This window comes from Pseudoalteromonas sp. BZK2 (genome assembly GCF_014349195.1).
Lineage (GTDB): Bacteria > Pseudomonadota > Gammaproteobacteria > Enterobacterales > Alteromonadaceae > Pseudoalteromonas > Pseudoalteromonas simplex.
This window is the reverse complement of record NZ_JACSOG010000024.1, coordinates 54,053-76,154: the sequence shown is the minus strand read 5'-3', so window position 1 is coordinate 76,154 and position 22,102 is coordinate 54,053. Positions and strand designations below refer to the sequence as shown.

Annotated in this window: 21 protein-coding genes and 2 pseudogenes; 14 read left to right on the top strand and 9 right to left on the bottom strand. The window is 41.4% G+C overall.

Annotation, left to right across the window (positions count from 1 at the left end):
* Positions 1–132: 132 nt before the first annotated feature.
* The 3 genes from BIZ38_RS21975 (at position 133) to BIZ38_RS14855 (ending at position 3,039) form a co-directional block, all read left to right on the top strand.
* On the top strand, positions 133–1,176 hold the full coding sequence (locus BIZ38_RS21975) for a GGDEF domain-containing protein (protein ID WP_187490619.1): 1,044 nt from the start codon (positions 133–135) through the stop codon (positions 1,174–1,176).
* Positions 1,177–1,338: 162 nt separating this feature from the next.
* Positions 1,339–1,875, top strand: coding sequence for a DUF6795 domain-containing protein (locus BIZ38_RS14860; protein ID WP_054554300.1), 537 nt, complete (start codon positions 1,339–1,341; stop codon positions 1,873–1,875).
* Between the two features lie 21 nt (positions 1,876–1,896).
* Positions 1,897–3,039 carry a lipase family protein gene (locus BIZ38_RS14855; protein WP_187490618.1) on the top strand — a complete coding sequence of 381 codons (1,143 nt, stop codon included), beginning with the start codon at positions 1,897–1,899 and terminating at the stop codon, positions 3,037–3,039.
* A 40-nt stretch (positions 3,040–3,079) separates the two neighbouring features.
* Here BIZ38_RS14855 and BIZ38_RS21855 read toward each other — a convergent pair.
* Both BIZ38_RS21855 and BIZ38_RS14850 read right to left on the bottom strand, forming a co-directional pair.
* Positions 3,080–3,277, bottom strand: a pseudogene (locus BIZ38_RS21855) (CsbD family protein).
* A gap of 195 nt (positions 3,278–3,472) precedes the next feature.
* Positions 3,473–4,240 carry a substrate-binding periplasmic protein gene (locus BIZ38_RS14850; protein WP_235372636.1) on the bottom strand — a complete coding sequence of 256 codons (768 nt, stop codon included), beginning with the start codon at positions 4,238–4,240 and terminating at the stop codon, positions 3,473–3,475.
* 170 nt (positions 4,241–4,410) lie between these two features.
* Here BIZ38_RS14850 and hrpB point away from each other — a divergent pair, with 170 nt between their 5' ends.
* Positions 4,411–6,831, top strand: a complete 2,421-nt coding sequence (hrpB, locus tag BIZ38_RS14845; RefSeq protein WP_187490617.1) for an ATP-dependent helicase HrpB — start codon at positions 4,411–4,413, stop codon at positions 6,829–6,831.
* Between the two features lie 46 nt (positions 6,832–6,877).
* Here hrpB and BIZ38_RS14840 read toward each other — a convergent pair whose 3' ends face one another.
* Together BIZ38_RS14840 and BIZ38_RS14835 are read right to left on the bottom strand one after the other, a co-directional pair.
* Positions 6,878–7,180, bottom strand: coding sequence for a helix-turn-helix domain-containing protein (locus tag BIZ38_RS14840; protein WP_138600233.1), 303 nt, complete (start codon positions 7,178–7,180; stop codon positions 6,878–6,880).
* Positions 7,173–7,546, bottom strand: a pseudogene (locus BIZ38_RS14835) (type II toxin-antitoxin system RelE/ParE family toxin). The gene BIZ38_RS14840 and the pseudogene BIZ38_RS14835 overlap by 8 nt, the downstream one beginning before the upstream one ends.
* Positions 7,547–7,785: 239 nt before the next feature.
* On the opposite strand from BIZ38_RS14835, the gene BIZ38_RS14830 reads away from it, so the two are divergent.
* Entirely contained in the window at positions 7,786–8,223 is a 438-nt protein-coding gene (locus tag BIZ38_RS14830; protein WP_187490616.1) for an MBOAT family O-acyltransferase, read from the top strand.
* Positions 8,224–8,227: 4 nt separating this feature from the next.
* On the opposite strand, the gene BIZ38_RS14825 is transcribed toward BIZ38_RS14830, so the two are convergent.
* Together BIZ38_RS14825 and BIZ38_RS14820 are read right to left on the bottom strand one after the other, a co-directional pair.
* The gene (locus tag BIZ38_RS14825) at positions 8,228–9,319 is read right to left on the bottom strand and encodes an alkene reductase (RefSeq protein ID WP_187490615.1); all 1,092 of its coding nucleotides are present in this window, start codon (positions 9,317–9,319) and stop codon (positions 8,228–8,230) included.
* A gap of 100 nt (positions 9,320–9,419) precedes the next feature.
* Complete coding sequence (locus BIZ38_RS14820; RefSeq protein WP_054554304.1) at positions 9,420–10,307, bottom strand: LysR substrate-binding domain-containing protein; 888 nt, start codon at positions 10,305–10,307, stop codon at positions 9,420–9,422.
* A gap of 109 nt (positions 10,308–10,416) precedes the next feature.
* On the opposite strand from BIZ38_RS14820, the gene BIZ38_RS14815 reads away from it, so the two are divergent.
* The 7 genes from BIZ38_RS14815 (at position 10,417) to BIZ38_RS14785 (ending at position 18,239) form a co-directional block, all read left to right on the top strand.
* The gene (locus BIZ38_RS14815; protein ID WP_187490614.1) at positions 10,417–11,598 is read left to right on the top strand and encodes an MFS transporter; all 1,182 of its coding nucleotides are present in this window, start codon (positions 10,417–10,419) and stop codon (positions 11,596–11,598) included.
* 88 nt (positions 11,599–11,686) lie between these two features.
* A complete protein-coding gene (locus BIZ38_RS14810) occupies positions 11,687–12,154 on the top strand; it encodes a nuclear transport factor 2 family protein (protein ID WP_187490613.1) in 468 nt (155 codons plus the stop codon).
* Positions 12,155–12,447: 293 nt separating this feature from the next.
* Positions 12,448–13,038 (top strand): transcriptional regulator BetI, encoded by a 591-nt coding sequence (gene betI, locus BIZ38_RS14805; protein ID WP_054554307.1) that lies wholly within the window; start codon positions 12,448–12,450, stop codon positions 13,036–13,038.
* Between the two features lies 1 nt (position 13,039).
* Positions 13,040–14,503: a betaine-aldehyde dehydrogenase gene (betB, locus tag BIZ38_RS14800; protein WP_187490612.1), complete on the top strand. Its 1,464-nt coding sequence runs from the start codon at positions 13,040–13,042 to the stop codon at positions 14,501–14,503.
* Positions 14,503–16,173, top strand: a complete 1,671-nt coding sequence (gene betA, locus BIZ38_RS14795) for a choline dehydrogenase (protein ID WP_138619403.1) — start codon at positions 14,503–14,505, stop codon at positions 16,171–16,173. Before betB ends, betA begins: the two co-directional genes overlap by 1 nt.
* Before the next feature lie 129 nt (positions 16,174–16,302).
* On the top strand, positions 16,303–17,520 hold the full coding sequence (locus BIZ38_RS14790) for a choline transporter (protein ID WP_054554310.1): 1,218 nt from the start codon (positions 16,303–16,305) through the stop codon (positions 17,518–17,520).
* 11 nt (positions 17,521–17,531) lie between these two features.
* Entirely contained in the window at positions 17,532–18,239 is a 708-nt protein-coding gene (locus BIZ38_RS14785) for a TorF family putative porin (RefSeq protein ID WP_187490611.1), read from the top strand.
* Positions 18,240–18,315: 76 nt separating this feature from the next.
* Here the strand turns inward: BIZ38_RS14785 and BIZ38_RS14780 are convergent, their stop codons facing one another.
* Genes BIZ38_RS14780 through BIZ38_RS14770 form a run of 3 tightly spaced genes read right to left on the bottom strand, consistent with a single transcriptional unit; the run spans position 18,316 to position 20,670 of the window.
* Positions 18,316–18,531, bottom strand: a complete 216-nt coding sequence (locus tag BIZ38_RS14780) for a hypothetical protein (protein WP_054554312.1) — start codon at positions 18,529–18,531, stop codon at positions 18,316–18,318.
* A 48-nt stretch (positions 18,532–18,579) separates the two neighbouring features.
* Positions 18,580–19,470, bottom strand: a complete 891-nt coding sequence (locus BIZ38_RS14775) for a dienelactone hydrolase family protein (RefSeq protein ID WP_187490610.1) — start codon at positions 19,468–19,470, stop codon at positions 18,580–18,582.
* A 48-nt stretch (positions 19,471–19,518) separates the two neighbouring features.
* A complete protein-coding gene (locus BIZ38_RS14770) occupies positions 19,519–20,670 on the bottom strand; it encodes a hypothetical protein (protein ID WP_054554314.1) in 1,152 nt (383 codons plus the stop codon).
* A gap of 127 nt (positions 20,671–20,797) precedes the next feature.
* Between BIZ38_RS14770 and BIZ38_RS14765 the strand changes: the two genes are divergently transcribed.
* Both BIZ38_RS14765 and BIZ38_RS14760 read left to right on the top strand, forming a co-directional pair.
* The gene (locus tag BIZ38_RS14765) at positions 20,798–21,262 is read left to right on the top strand and encodes a MarR family winged helix-turn-helix transcriptional regulator (RefSeq protein ID WP_054554315.1); all 465 of its coding nucleotides are present in this window, start codon (positions 20,798–20,800) and stop codon (positions 21,260–21,262) included.
* Between the two features lie 86 nt (positions 21,263–21,348).
* Positions 21,349–22,098, top strand: a complete 750-nt coding sequence (locus BIZ38_RS14760; RefSeq protein ID WP_054554316.1) for an RIO1 family regulatory kinase/ATPase — start codon at positions 21,349–21,351, stop codon at positions 22,096–22,098.
* Positions 22,099–22,102 lie beyond the last annotated feature (4 nt).

The following is a 22,102-nucleotide window of genomic DNA, read 5'->3' as shown; positions in this document are numbered from 1 at the left end:
AAATTTCGTTATTTAGTTGTTCTAAATCAGAAATTTTTAACGCAGGTAGCGACAGGTTTAATCCCTCAAAATGATTAAGTATTATTGCGGATTGGTATTGTTGAGATTGATCAAGAAATCTAAGGTGAAATTGTGATTGATACAGTGAATGCAAGTGACAAAGATAAAGCACGATTTTTACGTGTTTTTGCATTTATTGGTTCGATCACCTCGTTCTTAATGGCGATCACCAGCTATCAAGATGGTTACCATGCCCTTAGCTATTTATTGATTATTGGCGGCTTTGTGTTTGCCTCACCTTTTGTCATTAAAAATCGTGACGAAACCATCGCAATACTTATGCTTTACGCTCTCTATTCGATGATGTGTTTTTTAATTGTCTCTGGGGGTAGTAATGGCACTGGGCCATTATGGTTGTTTATTGTATCTCCTGTGACCTTTTTTATTCGTGGTTTAAAGCGCGGAGCGTTTGATCTGATCTTGCTTGCCATTATTATCTCGGTGCTTTTCTACTTTACCGATCGATTTGGTTACTACAGCTATCCGAGTCATTATTTTCCTACACGGGTCATGCTGTGCTTCTCTATTTTATGTATTTTGGGTGGCTTCTACGAATATTATCGCAACAAATACAGTTTGCAGTTAATGGAGCAACTTAAACTTAATCAAAAGCTGGCTCGCACTGACGCGATGACAGAACTCGCTAACCGTCGCTACGCAACCGAATGTTTGCAAGATAAGCACTTTGGCGAAGGGGCTGTGTTCTTGCTGATGGATGTTGATAACTTTAAGCAAATCAACGACACCTACGGTCATCAAGTGGGCGATGAGGTGCTAATATTTTTCGCTGATGTATTTAAAAACGTGTGCACAGAAGAAGATGTTATTTCTCGTTGGGGCGGCGAAGAGTTTTTAATTGTGATCCCAACAGGGCATGAGCTTAGAGCTAGAAAAGTCGCTGAAAAAATTCATAAGAAGCTTGCTGAAAAGCCATTTACGAGCGGCCAGCATCTTTTTCATGTTACCTTAAGTATTGGCTTGTATGTGCGCGTCGCTGATGAGAGCATGGATCATTGCTTAAACATTGCTGATAAACGACTTTACCGCGCTAAATCACAAGGTAAAAATCAAACGGTTGCTGAAGTAGATTTAGCAAAGCATGAGCCTGCTTCATAAATATTTGCTCTACGACTGTATTAACTTAGCTGTTTTTTGCTGGTTATTAATGTATGATGTACCCATTATTTACAAGGGCGTGTGAATAGTGAGTCAAGATAAGGAACATCATCAACATCTTCTTTCCGTTAAGTTCGCAGCCTATTTTAAGGCTCATTTTTAATGTCACTTTTAGAATCATTTAAGAAATTGGGTAACTATTTCGGTGCATACAAAGTACATCTATGCTCCGAAGTTAAAGGCCAAGTGAGTGAAAATGGCAAACCTTTAATTAATGCAAAAATAGAAAGGCTACTCTGTTTCTCTGACGGAAAATATGTAGAAAACTATGTATATACCGATGACAAAGGCGGTTTTTCATTTCCAGAAGCCAATATTCGCTCTAACCAACCAGCTGTGCCATTTGCAGAGCTTTTTACATCTCAAATAATAACGCTTATTCATGAAGGCACTAAATATATCTTATGGACATCAAGGTTGTCAGGAACAAAGTATCGCCATGAATATGCTAAAAAATTAAGTTGTTTGAAAGCAGATATATCTGATGAAAAAGTATCTTTCTTTTTCAGAAATGATGAAGTCCAAGGTTATAAATTAAGTGCTGGTGGTATAGCTCGTTGGGATGAAGACTTTGAAGTTATAGATCTAGACTCATATTATGGATTATCGGAAATTGAATCTGATGATGAAGACCATTAATTCTAATATAGGGAAATAAATATGAAAACATTAACGCCAGCTTTTGCTGCTGATTTTGCCGCATTGGCCTATGAAACGTTGGAAAGGGCCCCATTAGAGTCTACGGAATATTATGGCCGATTAGAACATACTTTTTCAATGGAAGCTGGTTCTATAAAAGGTGTCAGTGGCTCTATTCTTGAACGAGTTTTTAGTCATTCGACCAACTTTGGTTGTATAGCAAAAGGTAAAAAGGGATTATTTGATGGTGATTATGTCTTAGCATTACGCGGCACAGCTAAAATGCGAGATGTGATTACTGATCTCAATTGTGGTCTGAGTACCTGTAGTAATAATCAGCCTGTACATGCGGGATTTAATCATACTTTTAATTCATTTAGAAAGCAGCTAGAGCAATTCTTTAATAAAAGAGCAAATCAAAAACTAAATATACATGTTGTGGGCCATAGCTTAGGCGGTGCTTTGGCTAACTTAGCTGCGAATTGGTTAAAAAATCACTTTGGTGCAAATGTGAAGCTTTATACATTTGGTGCTCCAAGAGTTGGTTATCATAGCTTTGCTTTACAGACGGAAGCTGCAACAAATAACCATGTTTATCGCTGTGTACATGCCGCCGACCCTGTACCTTTAGTGCCTGTCTGGCCATTTATGCATACTGAAAAAGAGTATATTTTAAATGGTGCTGCCACAATTACTCCAAAAGCTCATAGTATGACAGATCAAACGCCAGGCTACTTAAATACTGCTAGTAGCTTTAAAAGTTATGCTGCTATAAGTAGAGGAATGGAAAAAAGAATACAAGAAGAAGTCAGGCTTGATTATGAAAAACGGTTAGAGTGCACTCGTACTTCTCGTTGGGCAAGAAAAATAGGCGCAGCGTTAATTACTCATTTACGTGATACAGGTAAGTTATATGCTATACAAAACCATTACACAAATACACTTACCGTTTATGATCAAATAGCTAAAGCTCTGACTGATAGTATTGATTTATCTAAAAGCTATACTAGTGATGTGAAGGGGATCTTAGGTTACATGCTGGCTTTTTGTGGCTATCCATTTAAAGCTATCTCGTTTACATATGCATCCATCAGACATATTTTGAAATTGATGCTCACTAATGTATTTTCTCTTGCAGGCCAAGCAATAGCTCTAACAAAATAAATACAAAAGCCGCCAATGGCGGCTTTGTTAGGCTGCGAAACTAATGGCTTTTTTCAAAGTCGTTGACTTCACGCTCAGCTTCTTCCTTTGATTTACCGTATTTTTGCTGAAGTTTACCAACCAGCTCTTTACGGCTACCTTCAATTTTATCTAAATCATCATTGGTAAGGTCACCCTATTTACGTTGTGCTTTACCTTTAAGCTCTTTCCAATTGCCTTCTAAACGATCGCTGTTCATCATAATCTCCTTACTCTGTTAAACATTCACCTTAGTAAGAGCAATCGCTGTACCAATTTTGTGAAACTTATTAAATTATTGATTTATAGTTGTTTTATGTTTTTAAATCTAATGAGTGGAATTTAAAAGTTTGCAATTACTACGTAGTTTTTAGAATCAGCCTGTAATATTTTCTGTTGTGCTAGTTTTAGATACTTAGTGGCTCTTAGATGTATAGCGATTGATTATCCGCGTGTATTCTTCAGTTGATTTTAGTTTACGTAAACTCTCGTTAAACCGGTCTCTTAAGGCTTCATCATGAAACAAAAAACCATTGGGGCTTTTGCCGAACAAAGCAAACCGCTGCACCGGTTCAGACACATCAACCTCCCCATGTTTTGTAATTAACGCTCGGTAGTAGTCAAAAATTTTTCCGTCCATTTGGATCACTTCATACCGTTCACGATATAAAAGCCGTACTTGGGTTGATTGGTCGTATGTTTCTGAATAATTAGGGTTTTCTTTTGCCATGTCGCGATATTCAGGTGAAAGTCGCGCTTTAGCACCTTGCCAAGATAGCACGGTATGATGTTTTAGTTGGGCGATGGACTTGAGGTCGAAATTTCGCTTGGCTAGGCTAAACGCAAAGTTCTCATAGTTGTAAGCAATATCTGAAAAGTAACCGCTCATTTGATTAGCTTCAATAACTTTATTGTTTATATCAGATACTACATCAACTAAGTTTTCATTATATAAAAGGATCCGTCTTGCATAAGGCACGTAGACGAATTGTAGTTGATAACCTTGAGCACCCAGTGTCGCGCGAAGTAAGTCAGGAATAATGCCTGTGTTGTCTTCAGCCATCACCCAAGGTGGAAGTGTATTGCCAAGTGCAACCGTAATCTTTTGCTGGCTATATGCTTTTTGAAGCGGTAAAGCTAAAAATAGCAAGGTGATTAAAATACGGGTGTAAATCCTGAACAAGTTTATTCCTTATTCTGACTTTTGTGCGGTCGTTTAATCAAGAATAAGTCTAAACTGGCAGAATGCAATGTTTTCACTTTTTAAAGCCCGAAATAGAAAATAAGCCTATAGCCATCGCAATTTTTAGTTTTTTGATACAATGCGTGAAAAGAAAGTAAGAGATACCTAACGTGCTGCCAGTTCAAGATATTTATCAATCCCTGTTAACCACATTACAGAGTAACCCAATGGCCTTATTGCAAGCGCCACCGGGAGCGGGTAAATCAACATGGCTGCCTCTAACCTTAATGCGCGAAGGGCACTTTAAACGCATTGTTATGTTAGAGCCAAGACGACTGGCCGCACGCAATATTGCCCAGTATTTGGCAAGTCAGCAGAATGAAATAGTCGGTGACAGTGTCGGCTTACGCATTCGTGGCGAATCAAAAGTAAGTTCTACAACTAAACTCGAAATTGTCACTGAAGGCATGCTGACGCGTATGTTGCAAAATGACCCAGAGCTTAGTGATGTAGACTTACTTATTTTTGATGAATTTCACGAGCGCTCAATTGCCGCAGATACGGCTTTGGCATTTGCCCTCGAAACACAGGCAGCACTTCGCGATGATTTAAAAATATTGCTGATGTCGGCAACCTTAGACGGCGAACGTTACAGTGAGTTTTTCAGCTGTCCTATTATTTCATCACAAGGTCGAAGCTACCCTATTGATGAAGTGTATATTCCACTTAAAGACGAAAGCCGTTGGCTCGATGACATACCTGCACTAATAAAACAGGCGCTTAGTGAGCAATCGGGCAGTGCTTTAGTGTTTTTACCTGGACAGCGTGAAATCATGCGCGTTCAGCAGTCTTTAAATGATTTAAATGATAGCGTTGAAGTATTTAGCTTGTATGGTGAGCAAAATAAAAACGAGCAACAAGCTGCTATCGCGCCTGCTAAAAATGGCAAACGCAAAGTGGTATTAACCACCAATGTCGCTGAAACCAGTTTGACCATTGAAGGAATACGCATTGTGGTTGATAGCGGCAAACGCCGTGCTGCCAATTTCAATTTAAAAACCGGTGTTACAGAGCTTGTTACGCAAAGTATTTCTCGTTCTTCTGCCATTCAGCGCGCTGGTCGTGCTGGGCGAATTGAGCCGGGGGTTGTGTATCGATTAGGCTCTAAACAAACCTTTGAGCGCCGTAACAGTCATGATGCGCCAGAAATTTTGACCAGTGATATTAGTCAATTGTTATTAGAGACAAAGCAGTGGGGGGCATCACTTGCTGAGCTTAGCTTACTCGACCCACCTAGTAGCCAGCAGATTAAACAGGCAACAGCACTTTTAAAAATGCTCGAAGCCATTGATGAAAATGAAAAGCTAACAGCCCTTGGCAGCCAAATGCTTAGCTATGGAGCCGATATTCGCCTCTCGCACATGCTCATTAAGGCAAAGCAACTAGAGCAGCACATGCCTGGTATTTATGTATTAGCGGGGTATTTAACTGCACTGCTTGAAAGCCGCATTAGTATGCCAGCTGATCTTAATTTGGCATTACACAGTCAGCACAGTAAACCGCACCCAGTATTTAAGCAGCAATTAAATTATTGGCTATCGCGCTTACAGCTCAAGCCGGTTAATGAGCTTAAAACAGAGTACTTGTCGCTGCTAGTGGCACTTGCCTTTCCTGACCGTTTAGCCAAAAAGCGCGGTAATGGTTATTTACTTGCCAATGGTGCGGGCGCCGACTTAAGTGAGGAGTTTTGGCATAACGATGACTATATTGCCATTGCGCATATGGGCGGTCATAAGGGAAACCGGGTTTTTGCTGCTGTTGCCTTTATGCCAAGTGAGCTAGAAGATGAGCTTTCGCATTTATTTACTGAGCAAACTCGCTGCGAATACGATGAAAAAGCAGGGCGTTTTATCCATCAAGATGAGCTCAAGCTCGGTGCTATCACCATAGCGAGTCAACCAAGTAAACAGCCTCTAGATAAGAGCGAGCGCACTAAAGCGTGGTTAAACTTATTTAGTAAGCAGGGCTTTTCGTTATTTAATGAACAGCCCGATAGTGAGCAGTTACTTATTCGAATGAGCTTGGCAAGTAAGCTGTTACCAGAGTCATTCCCGCGTTTAAATCATGATGATTTAATTGCCGATAGCCAATGGCTTGCACCTTATTTGGATGATATAAAAAACCTTGAGCAATTAAAAAAGTTCAATTACAGCGAAGCGATTAAAAGCTGTTTTGATTGGCAGCAGCAAAGTTTATTGAATGAATTGCTCCCCTTACGATTAACGGTGCCAAGTGGTTCAAATGTAAAAGTGAGCTATCAACTTGATGGCCCTGCGAAGCTCAGTGTGCGCATGCAAGAAGTGTATGGCATGACCAGCACGCCTTTGCTGGCACAAGGTAAATTGCCATTATTAATGGAGCTATTATCACCAGCGCGGCGACCACTGCAGTTAACTCAAGACTTAGCTAACTTTTGGCAAACAAGTTACCGCGATGTGCAAAAAGAAATGAAAGGGCGTTATCCAAAACATTTTTGGCCAGACAACCCCGCCACCAGCCAAGCAACTAATAAAGTAAAAAGTAAGATGTGATTTTAATGAAGCTGAATGCTCAAAATTACAACACTTTGGATTAGGCTTAAGCGATTACTTCTAACCCTTTTTGCTCTGCCAGAGTGAGCATTTTCAATGCTGCTCCTCTTGGTGAGCTATCACCTTGCTCCCATTTTTTAACTAACTTGTCACTGACATTTAAGTATTGAGCAAAAACCGGTTGTGAAAGATTGTATTTCAGTCTTAAGTTACGAACTTGTTCGGGGGTAAATTCATGAACACTTGTAAGGCATAATGCGTCAAATTTACGCATCGTCGTTTTGTCTATAACTCCTGACTTTTTTAATCCACTCACTGTTTTGTGAACTGACTTTAATATGTCACTCATGATCATCACCTACAATTAAAAGTTCGCCATCATCGACTAGTTGTTCAAGTTCACTTTGGGAAAATCGAATAAACTCTTTTGCTAACTCTTTTAATGCTAATTTTTCTTTAGCATTTATATTAGCTCTATCGTTTTTAGCAAATGCGTAGAGAAAGAAATATTTATCACCAATTACGGCCCCGACGATAGTTCTGTAACCAGCTCTTTTCCTTTACTGCCCATGGCTACGCGCTTTTTATAAACATTACCACCTAGGTCTGCATCGAAAAGGCCTGCTGACATCTCTTTGCAAGCGTTTATTAAATCAATATCAGACAAACTTTCTTTTTTCGTGCGCGAAACAAAATCCTTTGTTTTATAAATCATAGTATACCCCATTAGGGTACACTTTCAATGTTTCACTCAGTAGCCAATCAATGATAATGAGGTTTTCATTGGTGTCCCTCTAATGTTGATAGCAGAAGTAATGGGTGATTACCAGCTATCTATCTGCGCAAAACCAATACGAATAAAATAAACCGTTACAATTTCTAACCCTGTTTTGGTTTCTCTTTTATTGGCTGTTTAGTAGTCTAATTGAGTCATTAGTAAAAAAGAGAAAGCCAGTGTCTGCAGCTATTTCCCTTGCTCAATACGTTAAAAAACGCACAGGTGTGCCTCTGGGGCATAAAGATTCGCTGCGCAATATGCTGACACGTTCGCTGGGTGCGAGCACGTTTTATCTGTTTTGGCGATATTGGAATCCGGTGTGGAGCTATTATTTATCTCGGTATGTAATGAAGCCTTGCAATGACATTATGCCGGGTTGGTGTGCGGTTGTTGTTACTTTTGCTGTCAGTGGTGCGCTGCACGATTTAGCGGTGAGTTTAGTGAAGTTAAAGCCACTATTCTTTTTTACTCCTTGGTTTACTGTGATGGGCGCTTTGGTGTTAGTAAGCAAGTACAGCCAACTCCAGTTTAGCTCTGCTCCTTGGTGGTTAAGAGCGCTCGCCAACATCAACTTTATTGTATTGAGCTATTGGTTGACGAGCCTCCTTTTTTAGCGCGTTATTGCGTTGCTAATGGGTAGTCAGTGTAGCCTTTAGCACCGCCTCCAAATAGGGTATCTGGATCATGCTGAGCCAGTTCAATGCCTTGTTCAATGCGTGCTGGCAGATCTGGGTTGGCAACAAACGGGCGACCAAAACCAATTAAATCAGCCCAGCCTGCGGCTAATGCTTGCTCTGCTTTCTCGCCAGTGTATTTGCCTGCATAAATCATTAGTCCAGCATAGTTCTCACGTAGTGCTTGCTTAAAACTTTGCTCCATTAAAGGCGCATCATCCCAATCAGCTTCAGCAATGTGCAGATAAGCAACGTTAAGGTGATTGAGTACTTTTGCTGCGCCAATATAGGTTTCGAACGGGTTATCATCGACCGTCCCATTGAGGGTTGTGAGTGGAGCAAGGCGTACGCCAACACGCTCAGCGCCAATTTCATCACAAACCGCTTGTGTCACTTGTTGTAAAAAGCGTAAGCGGTTTTCTAAACTGCCGCCGTATTCATCAGTGCGTTGGTTTGACTCTGAATCAATAAATTGATTAATTAAATAACCATTGGCAGCGTGAAGTTCAATACCATCAAACCCTGCATCAACTGCATTACGGGCAGCTTGGCGATATTCGTTTATAACCTGTTTGATGTCGTCATGGCTCATTGCGCGTGGCTGTGCAGTGGCAACAAAGTCGGGTTTGTCATCTTCATCAATAAAAACTTTTACGTCTTTAGCTGCAATCGCAGATGGCGCAATTGGTTGCTCGCCACCTGTATTACTTGGGTGAGACACTCGGCCAACATGCCAAAGCTGAGCGAACATAATGCCACCAGCTTGATGAACTTTGTCGGTTACTTTTTTCCAGCCAGCAATTTGCTCGGCAGTATAAATACCCGGTGTCCAAGCATAGCCCTTACCTAGGGCTGATATTTGTGTGCCTTCGCTGATAATTAAGCCAGCACTGGCACGTTGTGCATAGTAGTCGGCCATTAATTCATTGGCGATATCACCCGGTTGTGATGAGCGAGAGCGAGTCATCGGTGGCATAACAATACGGTTTTTTAATGTATGACCGGCAAGTTGTATAGTATCGAATAATTTGTTCATTACGGATCCTTGAAAGCGAATATGCTTTCAGCATAACGAAAATTATTTATGAAATTAATGCCGGTAATCACAAAACACTTTTGTTAAAAGTGCAAAAAAACTACAGCGTTAACCTGGGTGCTATAAAGTCTAAAAACGCTAATACTCGTGATGACACACCGCTGTTTTGATAATACACCGCATGCACTTTTTCGCGACGATTAGGGCTCAGTACTTCGCCTTCGAGCACTTTAACTAAACGGCCTGCTTTTAAATCTTCGTTGATCATAAATTCCGACAACAAGGAAATGCCATGACCTTGAATACAAAGTTGGCGCACAGTTTCACCGCTTGATGCACTGATTGAAAATTTAAGGTCTAAAGGTGTGGTTAGCGGCCAGTGATTTAAATGCGGCGCGTCGGTAAAACCAATAAGATGATGTGAGGCTAAGTCGGTTAGCTCATTTAATGGCGGTGCTGCTTTTAAATAATTAGGGCTGGCAACGAGCTGTAATTTACTGACTCCCAAAGTGCGCGCATGCAAGTTTGAGTCAGCAAGCTCACCAATACGAATAGCAATATCGGTTTTATGCTCAAGCAAATCGATAATGTTGTCGTGGCTGGTGATCTCAAGTTTTATGTCAGGATAAGCTTGGTTAAAGGCTTTTAAATGTGGTGCTAATTGGTGAAACACAAAAGGACTTGCAGCATCGACTCTTAATTTTCCTGAAGGGGCGCAGTGTAGAAGCTTTAAGGCTTCTTCGCCTTGTGCTAGCTGACTGAGTGCTTCTCTAGCATAGCCTAAAAATAACTGACCTTCTTCGGTCAGCTCAATACGTCTTGTGGTGCGGTTGAATAAGGTAACGTTTAATGATTTTTCAAGCCGAGTTACCGCCCGTGATATTTTTGCTACTTGCTCATCTAAGGCATTGGCTGCACTTGAGAAGCCGCCGGTATCAACCACGCTAATAAATGCTTCTAAATCTTGGGTGTTGGAGATCACGCTCATGGTTTTACCTTTTCATTTTTGACAAAAGTATTTTGTCACTACTGCTATTTTTTGCAAATTTAATTTTAGCCACAATAGCTGCACTTTCAAAATTAATAGAGGATATGTGATGCCAATAGCATTACTTGCATTAACTCTCAGTGCGTTTGCCATAGGCACCACTGAGTTTGTGATTGTCGGCTTAGTGCCAACCATCGCTGATGATTTAGCGGTTTCGTTACCGAGTGCCGGGCTACTTGTTAGCTTGTACGCATTAGGGGTTGCGGTGGGGGCGCCAGTATTAACTGCGCTTACCGGACGCTGGAATCGAAAACATGTATTACTTAGCTTAATGAGCCTATTTGTAATCGGTAATTTACTGGCTTGGCAAGCACCTAGTTATGGTAGCTTGATCACCGCAAGGATTCTAACAGGCCTTGCCCATGGGGTGTTTTTCTCAATTGGTTCAACCATGGCTACTGGGCTTGTCAGTAAAGATAAAGAAGCTAGTGCCATTGCGATTATGTTTACCGGTTTAACGGTTGCATTAGTAACCGGTGTGCCATTAGGAACGTGGATTGGTCAGCACTTTGGCTGGCGAGCGACCTTTTTAGTGGTGTCTTTACTGGGATTAATTGCACTGATCGGTAGCGCGTTTTTAATTCCGAGCAACTTAAAGCAAAGTAAACCAGCTACTTTGAGTGAGCAGCTAAAAGTAATGGTGCAACCTAGGCTTTTACTGGTGTACTTGATGACCATACTTGGTTATGGCGGCACATTTACTGCCTTTACCTATTTAGCGCCAATTTTAGAGCAGCAAACTGGATTTGCATCAGCCACCATTAGCTTAATTATGCTGGTATATGGGGTATCGGTTGCTGTTGGCAATATCTACGGCGGTAAGTTAGCTGATAAAAAAGGCCCGATTAGTGCGCTGACCATTATCTTTAGTGCTTTGAGTATTGTGCTGTTAGTGCTGACCTTTACCATGCAATCTAAAGTCGCTGCGGTACTGACCATACTTGTATGGGGGGCATTTGCGTTTGGTAATGTGCCTGGGCTGCAAGTATATGTGGTTAAACTTGCCGAAAAGTTCACACCGAATGCTGTCGATGTGGCCTCAGGGTTAAACATTGCAGCGTTTAATATCGGTATTGCGCTGGGCTCAGTGTTAGGTGGTGTTGTCGTTGAAAACTACTCATTGCAAGACACTGCTTGGATTGGTGCTATCATTAGTCTAGCGGCGTTAATTGCAACACGATACAGCGGTTATTTAGATAAACGCGAGACCCCAAGGCCACAAACAGCTTAAACTAATATATTGATAGTTCGGGGCTTTGTCGTTATTTTAGGTGCATAGTTTGATTATTAGTCAATAACTAAAACCACAAGGAATAACGATGAAGCACCTTTATTTTCTAGCTATTTGCCTGTTAAGCACATTTACTAGCCAAGCAAAGCAAGCTAACCCAGAGCTCACAGCATTAGCACAGCAGTACTTTAATACCATGGTTGCAACACAAGCACCTAATGCTACCAACAAAGAGCTAGAATCTTTTTTAGCTTTATTAACTGATGATGTAGCAAATCAACATTTACCTTATCAAACAGATGATTCAAGAGAGCCAGATGGCAAAGCGATGATGCGTAAAGGCATGACTTTTTATCTTGGGGCACACACTGAATACCAAGCAAACTTACTCGATACCTTTATTTTTAATGATTCTGCCATTGCCTTGCGTTATACCCATCATGCTAAAGGTATACACCCGCAAAACCAGCAAGAAATTAAATACACGCAAACCATTATGGATGTGCTCGAAATAGAAGATGGCAAAATAGCGGTGATTCGTAAATACCACGAATGAGCCTCGCTTAATTTTTAGCCTAATATGAGCGCTTTTATAAGCGCTTTTTTATTAAAAATACGCCTGCAATAAATTTTCTCTTTTTTCCGTATTTTAGCCTAAAACCATACTTTTTAGGCTTTATTTTGAATAAATTTAAAACTTTTTTATATTTCGGATAATAAACGTAAGAACAGTGGGTTAGCTTAACTTACGAGTGTAGCTTTGCGGTTGTTTACAATTTGTCAACCTTGAATTGCCATGCTCATTACCTTAACCTTTATTTTAATTGAACGTTCAATCAATAAAAAATTATGCCGAAAGTTGGAATGGAACCTGTTCGTCGTCAGCAGTTAATTGACGCCACAATAGAGTCGGTTGCAGAGCTTGGTTTGCAAGGCACCACCATAAATAGCATTAGTAAAAAGGCGGGCTTATCGTCTGGCATTATCAGTCATTATTTTGGTGGTAAGCAGGGCTTAATTGAAGCTACTGTGCGTTATTTATTGACCAGCTTAAAGCAAGCTCTGATGAACCAAGTAACGCCGCAGACCAGCCCAGAGCAACGATTAATGTTTATCGTTGAAGCAAACTTTTCGCGCATTCAGCAGCAAAGCAATAACACCAAAACTTGGTTGAGCTTTTGGGCGCATTCAATGCACGACGCCCAGTTGCATCGCTTACAAAACGTAAATAGTAAACGTTTATTTAGTAACTTATTAAGCTCATTCAAACAGTTAATGAGCGATAGTGATGCCAACTTAGCCGCTGAGTTAAGTGCAGCCATGATCGATGGTTTATGGCTAAGAGCTGTATTAAGTAAGTCAGACCAAGATCAATTCGAACATTGTGAGCAATTAGCTAAAGACTACATTCGTTCACTGATAAAACAGTATGGAGCCTAAAATGACCACACCTGTTTACGAAAATTTTATTAATGGCCATTTTTTAAAGAATCAAACTGGCGATACCTTTGCGGTTAAGAACCCTGCAACGGATGAAGTGATTTATCACGTTGAAATCGCTGATGAGTTTATTCAAAACGCGGCAATCGAAAGCGCAAAACAAGGGTTTGCAGCATGGTCTGCAATGACGCCAATTGAGCGTAGCCGTATTTTATTAAAAGCCGTGGCAATCTTACGCGAACGTAACGATGAACTGGCAAAAGTAGAAGTACTTGATACGGGGAAGCCTTGGCAAGAAGCCGAGTGTGTCGATGTTGAAACAGGCGCCGATGTTATCGAATATTTTGCTGGTCTTGCGCCTGCACAAGTGGGTCAGCAACAAATGGTTGGCAATGACTTTTACTACACACGTAAAGAGCCTTTAGGTATTTGTGCCGGTATTGGTGCATGGAACTATCCACTGCAAATTGCGTGTTGGAAATCAGGCCCTGCACTGGCTGCGGGTAATGCGGTTATTTTCAAACCTTCTGAAGAAACACCACTTGGTGCAATTAAACTTGCAGAGATTTTCATCGAAGCGGGTGTACCTGCTGGCGTATTCAACGTTGTGCAAGGCGCTGCTGAAGTCGGGCAATGGTTAACAGCAAACCCAAATATTGAAAAAGTGTCTTTCACTGGTGAAGTAGGCACAGGCAAAAAAGTAATGGCAAGCGCCGCTGGTTCACTGAAAGATGTGACCATGGAGCTTGGCGGTAAGTCACCGTTATTAGTATTTGATGATGCCGATGTATCACAAGCCGTTAGTGCCGCAATGATAGGTAATTTTTATACGCAAGGCGAAATCTGCACTAACTGTACGCGCATTTATGTGCATAAAAATGTTTATCAGCAGTTTATTGATGAGCTGAAAACACGCACTGAGCAAAATATTATTGCTGGCGACCCAATGGATCCTGAGGTGAATTTAGGGGCGCTTATCTCTAAAAAACACCAAGAGCTTGTACTTGGCTATATCGATAAAGGTATTCAAGAAGGCGCAACCTTGCTAACCGGTGGCAAGGCTCTGTCACCTGCATCTGCACCAAACGGTTACTTTGTTGAACCGACCGTTTTTGTCGACTGTAAAGACGACATGACCATAGTTAAAGAAGAGATCTTTGGCCCGGTAATGAGCGTGTTGGTGTTTGATGATGAAGATGATGTTATTCAGCGTGCAAACGATACCCACCTTGGCTTAGCCGCAGGCGTGTTCACTAAAGATATTCAGCGTGCACACCGCGTGATCCATCAATTACAAGCCGGTATTTGTTGGATAAACAGCTATGGTAATTCACCTGCAGAAATGCCAGTAGGTGGTTATAAGCAATCAGGAATCGGCCGTGAAAACGGTATCGAAACCTTAGATCACTATACCCAAACTAAATCGATTTATGTGGGTATGAGCAATATAGAGAGTCCATTTTAATGAGTACACAGAACTATGATTACATCATAGTCGGTGCTGGCTCAGCAGGCTGCGTGTTGGCAAACCGACTATCAGCAGACCCTTCTAATAAGGTGTTATTACTTGAAACGGGCGGTAGTGATAAAAGCATTTTTATAAAGATGCCTACCGCGCTATCAATCCCAATGAATACTGACAAATATGCATGGCAATTTCATACCGAGCCAGAGCCATATTTAGATAACCGCCAGATGCACTGCCCGCGAGGTAAGGTGTTAGGTGGCTCATCATCTATTAACGGCATGGTGTATGTACGTGGCCATGCCAAAGATTTTGATGAGTGGCAGCAACACGGCGCTAATGGTTGGGATTACCAAGCATGCTTACCGTACTTTAAACGTGCTGAATCATTCTACTTAGGTGGTAACAGTTACCGTGGCGATAACGGCCCATTAGGGGTTAATAACGGTAATGAAATGGCTAACCCGCTTTATAAAGCCTTTATCAAAGCGGGCCAACAAGCAGGTTATGCGCAAACTGATGACTACAATGCAGCCCAGCAAGAAGGTTTTGGGCCAATGCATATGACAGTTAAAGATGGCGTAAGAAGCTCTGCTAGCCGTGAGTATTTAGACCCTGTTAAGTCACGTAAAAACCTAACGCTAATCACCGGTGCTTTAGCTGAAAAAGTATTGCTCGAAGGCAAAAAAGCCGTTGGTGTTGAGTTTTCAGTGTCTGGCTCTAAGCAGCAGGCATTTGCAGCAAAAGACGTTATTTTAAGTGCGGGCCCAATTGGTTCACCGCATATTCTGCAATTATCAGGTATTGGTGATAAAGATATCCTGAGCGAAGCGGGTGTTGAGGTTAAACACCACTTACCAGGTGTTGGCCAAAACTTACAAGACCACTTGGAGTTTTACTTCCAATATAAGTGTAAGCAACCAATTACTTTAAACGGCAAATTAGGCCTTGTTTCAAAAGGGCTAATTGGTGCTCGTTGGTTATTAAATCGCTCAGGTTTAGGGGCGACGAACCATTTTGAATCATGTGCATTTATTCGCTCAAAACCGGGTGTTGAATGGCCAGATATTCAGTATCACTTTTTACCAGCTGCCATTCGTTATGACGGTAAAAGTGCCTTTGATGGTCATGGCTTCCAAGTTCATGTTGGGCATAACAAACCAAAAAGCCGTGGTGCAGTAACGATTAAGTCGGCGGATCCTCAGGTTGCGCCAAAGATCCAATTTAACTACTTACAGCATCAAGATGACATTGAAGGCTTTAGAGCTTGTGTACGTCTAACTCGCGAGATTATTGAGCAAAGTGCGTTTGATGAGTATCGCGATGGTGAAATTCAACCCGGTAAAGATGTTCAAAGCGATGAAGAAATAGATGCGTTTGTTCGTCAAGCGGTTGAGAGTGCTTACCATCCGTCATGTTCGTGCAAGATGGGTGAAGACGAGATGGCCGTGGTTAACTCGCAAACTCAAGTGCACGGTATCGAAGGTTTACGGGTTGTAGATTCATCTATTTTCCCAACCGTTCCAAACGGTAATTTAAATGCGCCAACCATTATGGTGGCAGAAAAAGCGGCGGACCACATCTTAGGTAAGCCTGTGTTATCGGCATCAACTGCAGATGTTGCTATGGAAAAACAATGGCAATCAACGCAGCGTAGTTCGGAGATCTAATAAGGCCACCCGCAGTTTCGGCTGTGGGGCTTGCAGTGGCGCGCATCACGAGTTGTTTGTGATGCGTTAATGCGAGGAATAAAACTGGAGAAACAATGAAGTATTATTACTTATTTTGGGGGGGTAACTATGACCTTTTGGCTTAGTGCTGGCATCATTTTTACCCTGTTAGCAATTGCGGTTATTTTATTTAAATGGGGTACGGTAAGGTGTGTTGGCGTCACACCGGTTAGAACGTTTACGTTCATTGCAATTTTATTTACATCGGGCCTAGATGTTGGCTTGATTATGTTTCCACTGACAGAGTTTGCAGGTTATGCAGACATAAAAGCAAGCCCAGAGTATGCGTTTGCCAATCCATTAGCCATCGAGTTTGGTTTTTGGGGCTTCTTGATCTGGGGATTTTATTTCCTTACGTGCTTTTATTTCTGCGTAATAGAGCCCAAAGTAAAATTTTTTGAAATTGCTTGGGTAAAACTAATAAATAACATAGTTATTATTGGTACATGCGCATTTACTGCATTTTTACTGCTGTCGAATTTACCTTGGTATTTGCCGTCGCTTGGTGATGGTGAGTCAATTATTCCGACATTCTACTTAATGGTGTTTGCAGCGATTTGTTTTGCTGTGTATTCGAGCACAGACATTAAGTATGTACGCTTTTTAAGTATTTCTACTACTTGGTTGTTTATCGCTTTAATCGCATTTATGTGGTTCGGTGCCTTTGTGGGTTCTGATGCACAAACATCAGCATTTGTTGATAACCTTGCGTTAATTGGCAGCTACTTTGGCAATATTAATGAGTTTGTATTACCACTAAATGATTACCATGCCTTCTACCTGTTTTGGTGGTTTGCTTGGAGCATCATGATTGGTCAATTTACTTCGCGCTTTGTGGGTGGTTTAAAAACTTACCAAGTACTGGCAGCTATGTTGATTTTCCCGTCTATTCCAATCGCTATCTGGTTTAGTGTTTTGTATCAATACCATGAAGCGGGTATTGCAACAGCAGGCCTGAAAAACATCGCAATGGTGTTTGTTGGTGTGGTGTTTGTGATCAACTCACTTGATTCTTTGATCCGTTTATACACAGATAACCTAAACTTAACGGTGAAGCGTTTAGGTAAATTTAATTATATTGCCTTAAATGTGGTGGCGCTTTCATTGTTAACCCTGCTGTTTAAGTTCGACTTTTTACAGATCCAATGGGTTGGTGCGCTCGTTATTGCATTATTTTTCGGCTGTGCTGCGTTTATTGGCTACAGCAAGTTAAAAACAGTGAAAAATATCGAAGGCTCACCAAAAGACAATAAATTAGATTACACAAAAATAGAAACAGTTAGCTAGGGGAAACCAACATGACAACAAGACAAACAGTATTAGCAGCAGCGTTGCCATTGGCATTACTATCGACATCAGCCGTGGCTGACTTATCGACTACGGTTACATTGGCATCAGATTACACCTTCAATGGTGTAAGCCAGACTCAGAATGATCCTGCAATTCAAGGTAGTTTAGATTACGCCTTTGCCGATTCAGGCATGTATGTAGGTACTTGGGCTTCAAATGTAGATTTTGGTGAAGGTACTGACATTGAGTGGGATGCGTATTTTGGTAATTATGTTGAGATAAACGATGCCCTTAGTGTTGATTATGGTATTGCTTATTACTCTTACCATGGTGAAGATTACTCAAGCGACGGTAATTATTTTGAGACTTATGCAAAGTTTGGTTACACCAATAGTCTGGGTTTCACAGAACTTAACTTTTGGTACGCTTGGGATTATTTCGGTACCGATGCTGGGCATGTAATTTCTATGCTTGCGCATACCTTTGAAATTGCCCCAAATCATGCAATTCGTGCCAGTTTTGATGTATCTAACTCATTAGATGGCAATAAGTTTGCTTGGGATGGTAATGATAAGTCATACAACCATTATCGTTTAGCCTATCAAACAAGCTTTGCAGGTTTTGATTTTGAGCTTGCTGGCGAAAATACCAGCCTAGACTGGGATACCGCAGACGAGCGTATTGTCGCGTCTATTTCACGTAGCTTTGATTTATAAGTAGCGTTTTATTAGCACAGCTTTAATAAAACGGCTAACTAAGGTTAGCCGTTTTTTTATGCCTAGAATATGGGTATTAAATCTCTTCGCCTTCGTGTTGCATCGCTAAATCATCAAGCTCTGCAAGGGTGTAATCAAAGCCACTATTATCGACTTCGTAACGTATTTTCACGCCATAACCACCTTGGCAAAGACTCGCAGTGACCTTAGCCACTGACCAATGCTTAAGCTTGTTTAAAAACCGATTGGCGGTTTGCTGTGAGTCAAAGCGATAACTGACTTGCGATTCCATCTCTTTTCTAGCCTAAAATTTTTTCGGGAGTGTATGAAATTGCTCTGTTTAAATCAATTGCTCATTGAAAAACGCCAATGTGCGTTGCCATGACAGCTCCGCCTGTTTTTCATCATAACGAGAGGTAGAGTCGTTATGAAAACCATGATTTGCTAGTTCATACATGTGCATAGTGTAAGGCACTTGATGCGCTTTTAAGTCGCTCTCGTATTCTGGCCACGTTGCATTAACGCGTTTATCAAATTCAGCTAAGTGTACAAGTAGCGGGGCTTTGATATTTTGTCTGAGTTCTTTAACGGCTGGAGTGCCGTAATAGGGCACGCCCGCATTGATTAGTTTGCTATCAACGGCTGCTAGGTAGTTAACCATATAACCACCAAAGCAAAAGCCTACCGCACCGAGTTTGCCATTACTATTTGGGTGTCTTTTTATGTATTCAGCTGCGGCAATAAAGTCTTGTTGGATTTTTTGTTTATCCATAGAGCGCTGCATGGCGCGACCTTCATCGTCATTGCCAGGGTAGCCACCAAGAGGGTGTAATGCATCTGGCGCAAAGGCAATAAATCCAGCTTTGGCAAGGCGACGAGCAACATCTTTAATATAAGGGTTTAAACCCCTGTTTTCGTGGATCACTAATACTATTGGGAGCTTGCCGGTTAAATTAGCGGGTTCTACTAAATAACCTTTACCTTCGCCATGTCCTTTAAACGAGTCAAAGGTTTTATAGCTAGCTTTGATATCAGGGTCATTAAAGGACACTTGCTCAGCTAATGCGTAGTTTGGCAGTAAAGCGCTACTTAGCATTGCCATTGAATAACCAAGGGCGACTAAGCCACCCAGCTTTTTCATAAAGGTACGGCGGTCCATTAAGCCATGGGCGTATTCATCGTACCAATCGAAAGCTTCTTGGGGAATGTGGTTATGGCGTTGCTCAGTCATACTTATATCCTTTAAAAACGAGTTAGGTTTATAACTTTAGTTGAAATATCAGCGATTAACAGCCAGTTGCTTTGTTTGTATTACCATATCCATAAAGCGGCGCTGCCAAATAGCCTTAAAGGCTTTGTTAAATAGGTATAAAAATATTAGCGGCATTAATAACAGCTTTAAAATTAGTAGAGACAAGATATTCAAAAAGTCGATGAATAAGTCTTCGACGGCTGCCACCATGTTGCTAATGCCAGAGGTGACGGTATCGATAATTTTGCTCACTTGCGATGATTGGTCTTGGTTAAGTGATGCATTTAAGTTTTCTAGTTGTTCGTTTAAGGCGTCTTTGTCTAGGTTCAGCTGTCTTTGCTGGTTTAGTACCGCATTAAACTGCGCTGTTAATTGCTGCTTTTTATCAAGTAATGGCTTGGCTTGTTCAAGCTCAGTAAAGGTCAGTCGCTCAGACAAGCTGCGAGTTGCTTGAATCGCTTCTATTTGGCTATCGACCTCTGTTAGCTTAACTTTGAGTTCTGTCGCTTGCTGGTGGTTCTTAATCTGCTGCTCATTTAATAGCGAGAGCTTGTCGAAGATGGTTTGTTTTTCACTATCGACCTCGGCCTTTAGCTTGGCAGATAAGGCCGAGGTATTATTTGCACTGCTATTCACTGTCTCGACTTTCTCGCTCACCAGCTCACTTTGCTGGTTAATTTGCTCATCTAAGAATATCTGGCTGACGAGGCCTGTTGTCAGCACCACCGCAGGCACTAAAAAGCGAATTAAAATCAGGCTTGCCATAATCTTATGACGTAAGTTAGGTAAATAGTTACGCCATTCACAGATAAAGTAAGCGACGACCGAAACAGTAAAAACACCACTAAAAATAACCCCAGAAGAAATGGTGTATAAAATGCGCTGTAAAAATAACGAGCCTATTGCAAGGCGCATAGCATCCGACATGTATTCAGCTAGGTCATTTACTGGGTCGAGTAGTTGTGCAGGTTGAATACTGGCAATACCAATGCCCACTTCGGCTGATTGCAATAGCGATATAGCAGCATTAACTGTACGAGATGAAGCATACACTAGGGTTGATTGTACAAGGGCGCTGTCGATAAAGCGCATAATGAAATGGTTATAATGCTCTAGCCAACAAAGAAGTAGCAGTATTGTAAGAGATAAATACTTGATAATATGTTGTTTAGTTAGCATAACGCCCCCGACAGTTAGTACGCTTCTTCACGCTACACTATTCATAGCCGTTGAAGCAATCTAATAGGATTGAATTATTTTGCCGATTAACTGTCTATGAATTGCTATTCATCGCTTTAGAGGAAATATGAAAGAACCTGCATCAATTGGCCAGTGCTGTATTGAAGATTTAGATCCCGTACAAGACTTAGGTCGCTTAGTCTCTTATTTACGTTCAAATCTGGTGACTCATCTTGATAATGCGTTAGAGGATAAAGAGCTAACCTCGGCTCAGTACATCGTGGTTGTGCTACTTGCACGCGGTAAAGTAAATACCTTGGCTGAGCTTTGTGAGCACATGGTGTATGACCGTGGTGCCATGAGTCGATTACTTTCTCGTTTAGAAGACAAGGGCTTAGTTGCTAAGAAGCAGTCAGTTGAAGATCGCCGTTCAACTCTTTTATGCCTCACAGAAAAAGGCCAACAGCTCTACCCGGAAATTTTACCCACTGTAAATGATATCTATCGCAAAGCACTCACAGGCTTCTCTGATGATGAGCAAAAGCAACTCGCAAGCTTACTGTTTAGAGCAATTCATAATTTAAAAGCATAAATTTCTCTAAGCGGTACATTGTCGCTGTAGATGCATTTTGATAATATAGTTGCCTAGGCATTTAATTTTAACAAGTCCGGGTTGTTATGTTTGAATCATCTTTGCTTGCGCAGCTTCACGCTCAATTTCCAGCTCATCAATTTAGCCCAGAAGGTTTGTCGGTTGTTCACACAGGCCGCTTTGCCAATGCCATTGTTTATCGTTATAAAGACGCGCAATTTGATCTAATTATTAAAGACTTTCAGCACAGCCCGTGGTGGGTGAGAAAAACCATCGCGCCGCTATTTATCAATCAAGAGTACAAGGGGCTGGCACGCCTGCAAGACGTAGACGGAGTGGTCGATAACTTTTGTCGTTTGTCATCAATTGCCATCGCTTATGATTTTATTGAAGGCACGCCACTTCGCCAGCTTGCCTTGCAACAGCAGCATTTACCGGGTGATTTCTTTAAAGAGTTTGAGCGTTTGGTAGCAAAAATGCATCGCCGCGGGGTGGTGCATCTGGATTTACGTAATTTGGGAAATGTGATTTGTTCAAAAGATGGCAAGCCTTATATTATTGATTTTCAGTCAGCGATTCGCTTTGCACGCTTTCCGCGCTGGTTACAGCGTTTTATGCGTGGTGCCGATATGAGTGGGGTTTATAAGGCGTGGCAGAAGTTAGCCAAAGACTCGTTACCGCAAGCAAAAGCGGATTATTTGCATGACTTTAATCATGTGCGTAAGCGTTGGATTTTTAAAGGTTATCCGATTCAACGTGCCTATTTGTGGTGTAGCGGAGCAGTTACTCAGATTCTTAATTCTGAATTTGTTCGCAGTATATTAGATAGATTGTAAAAAG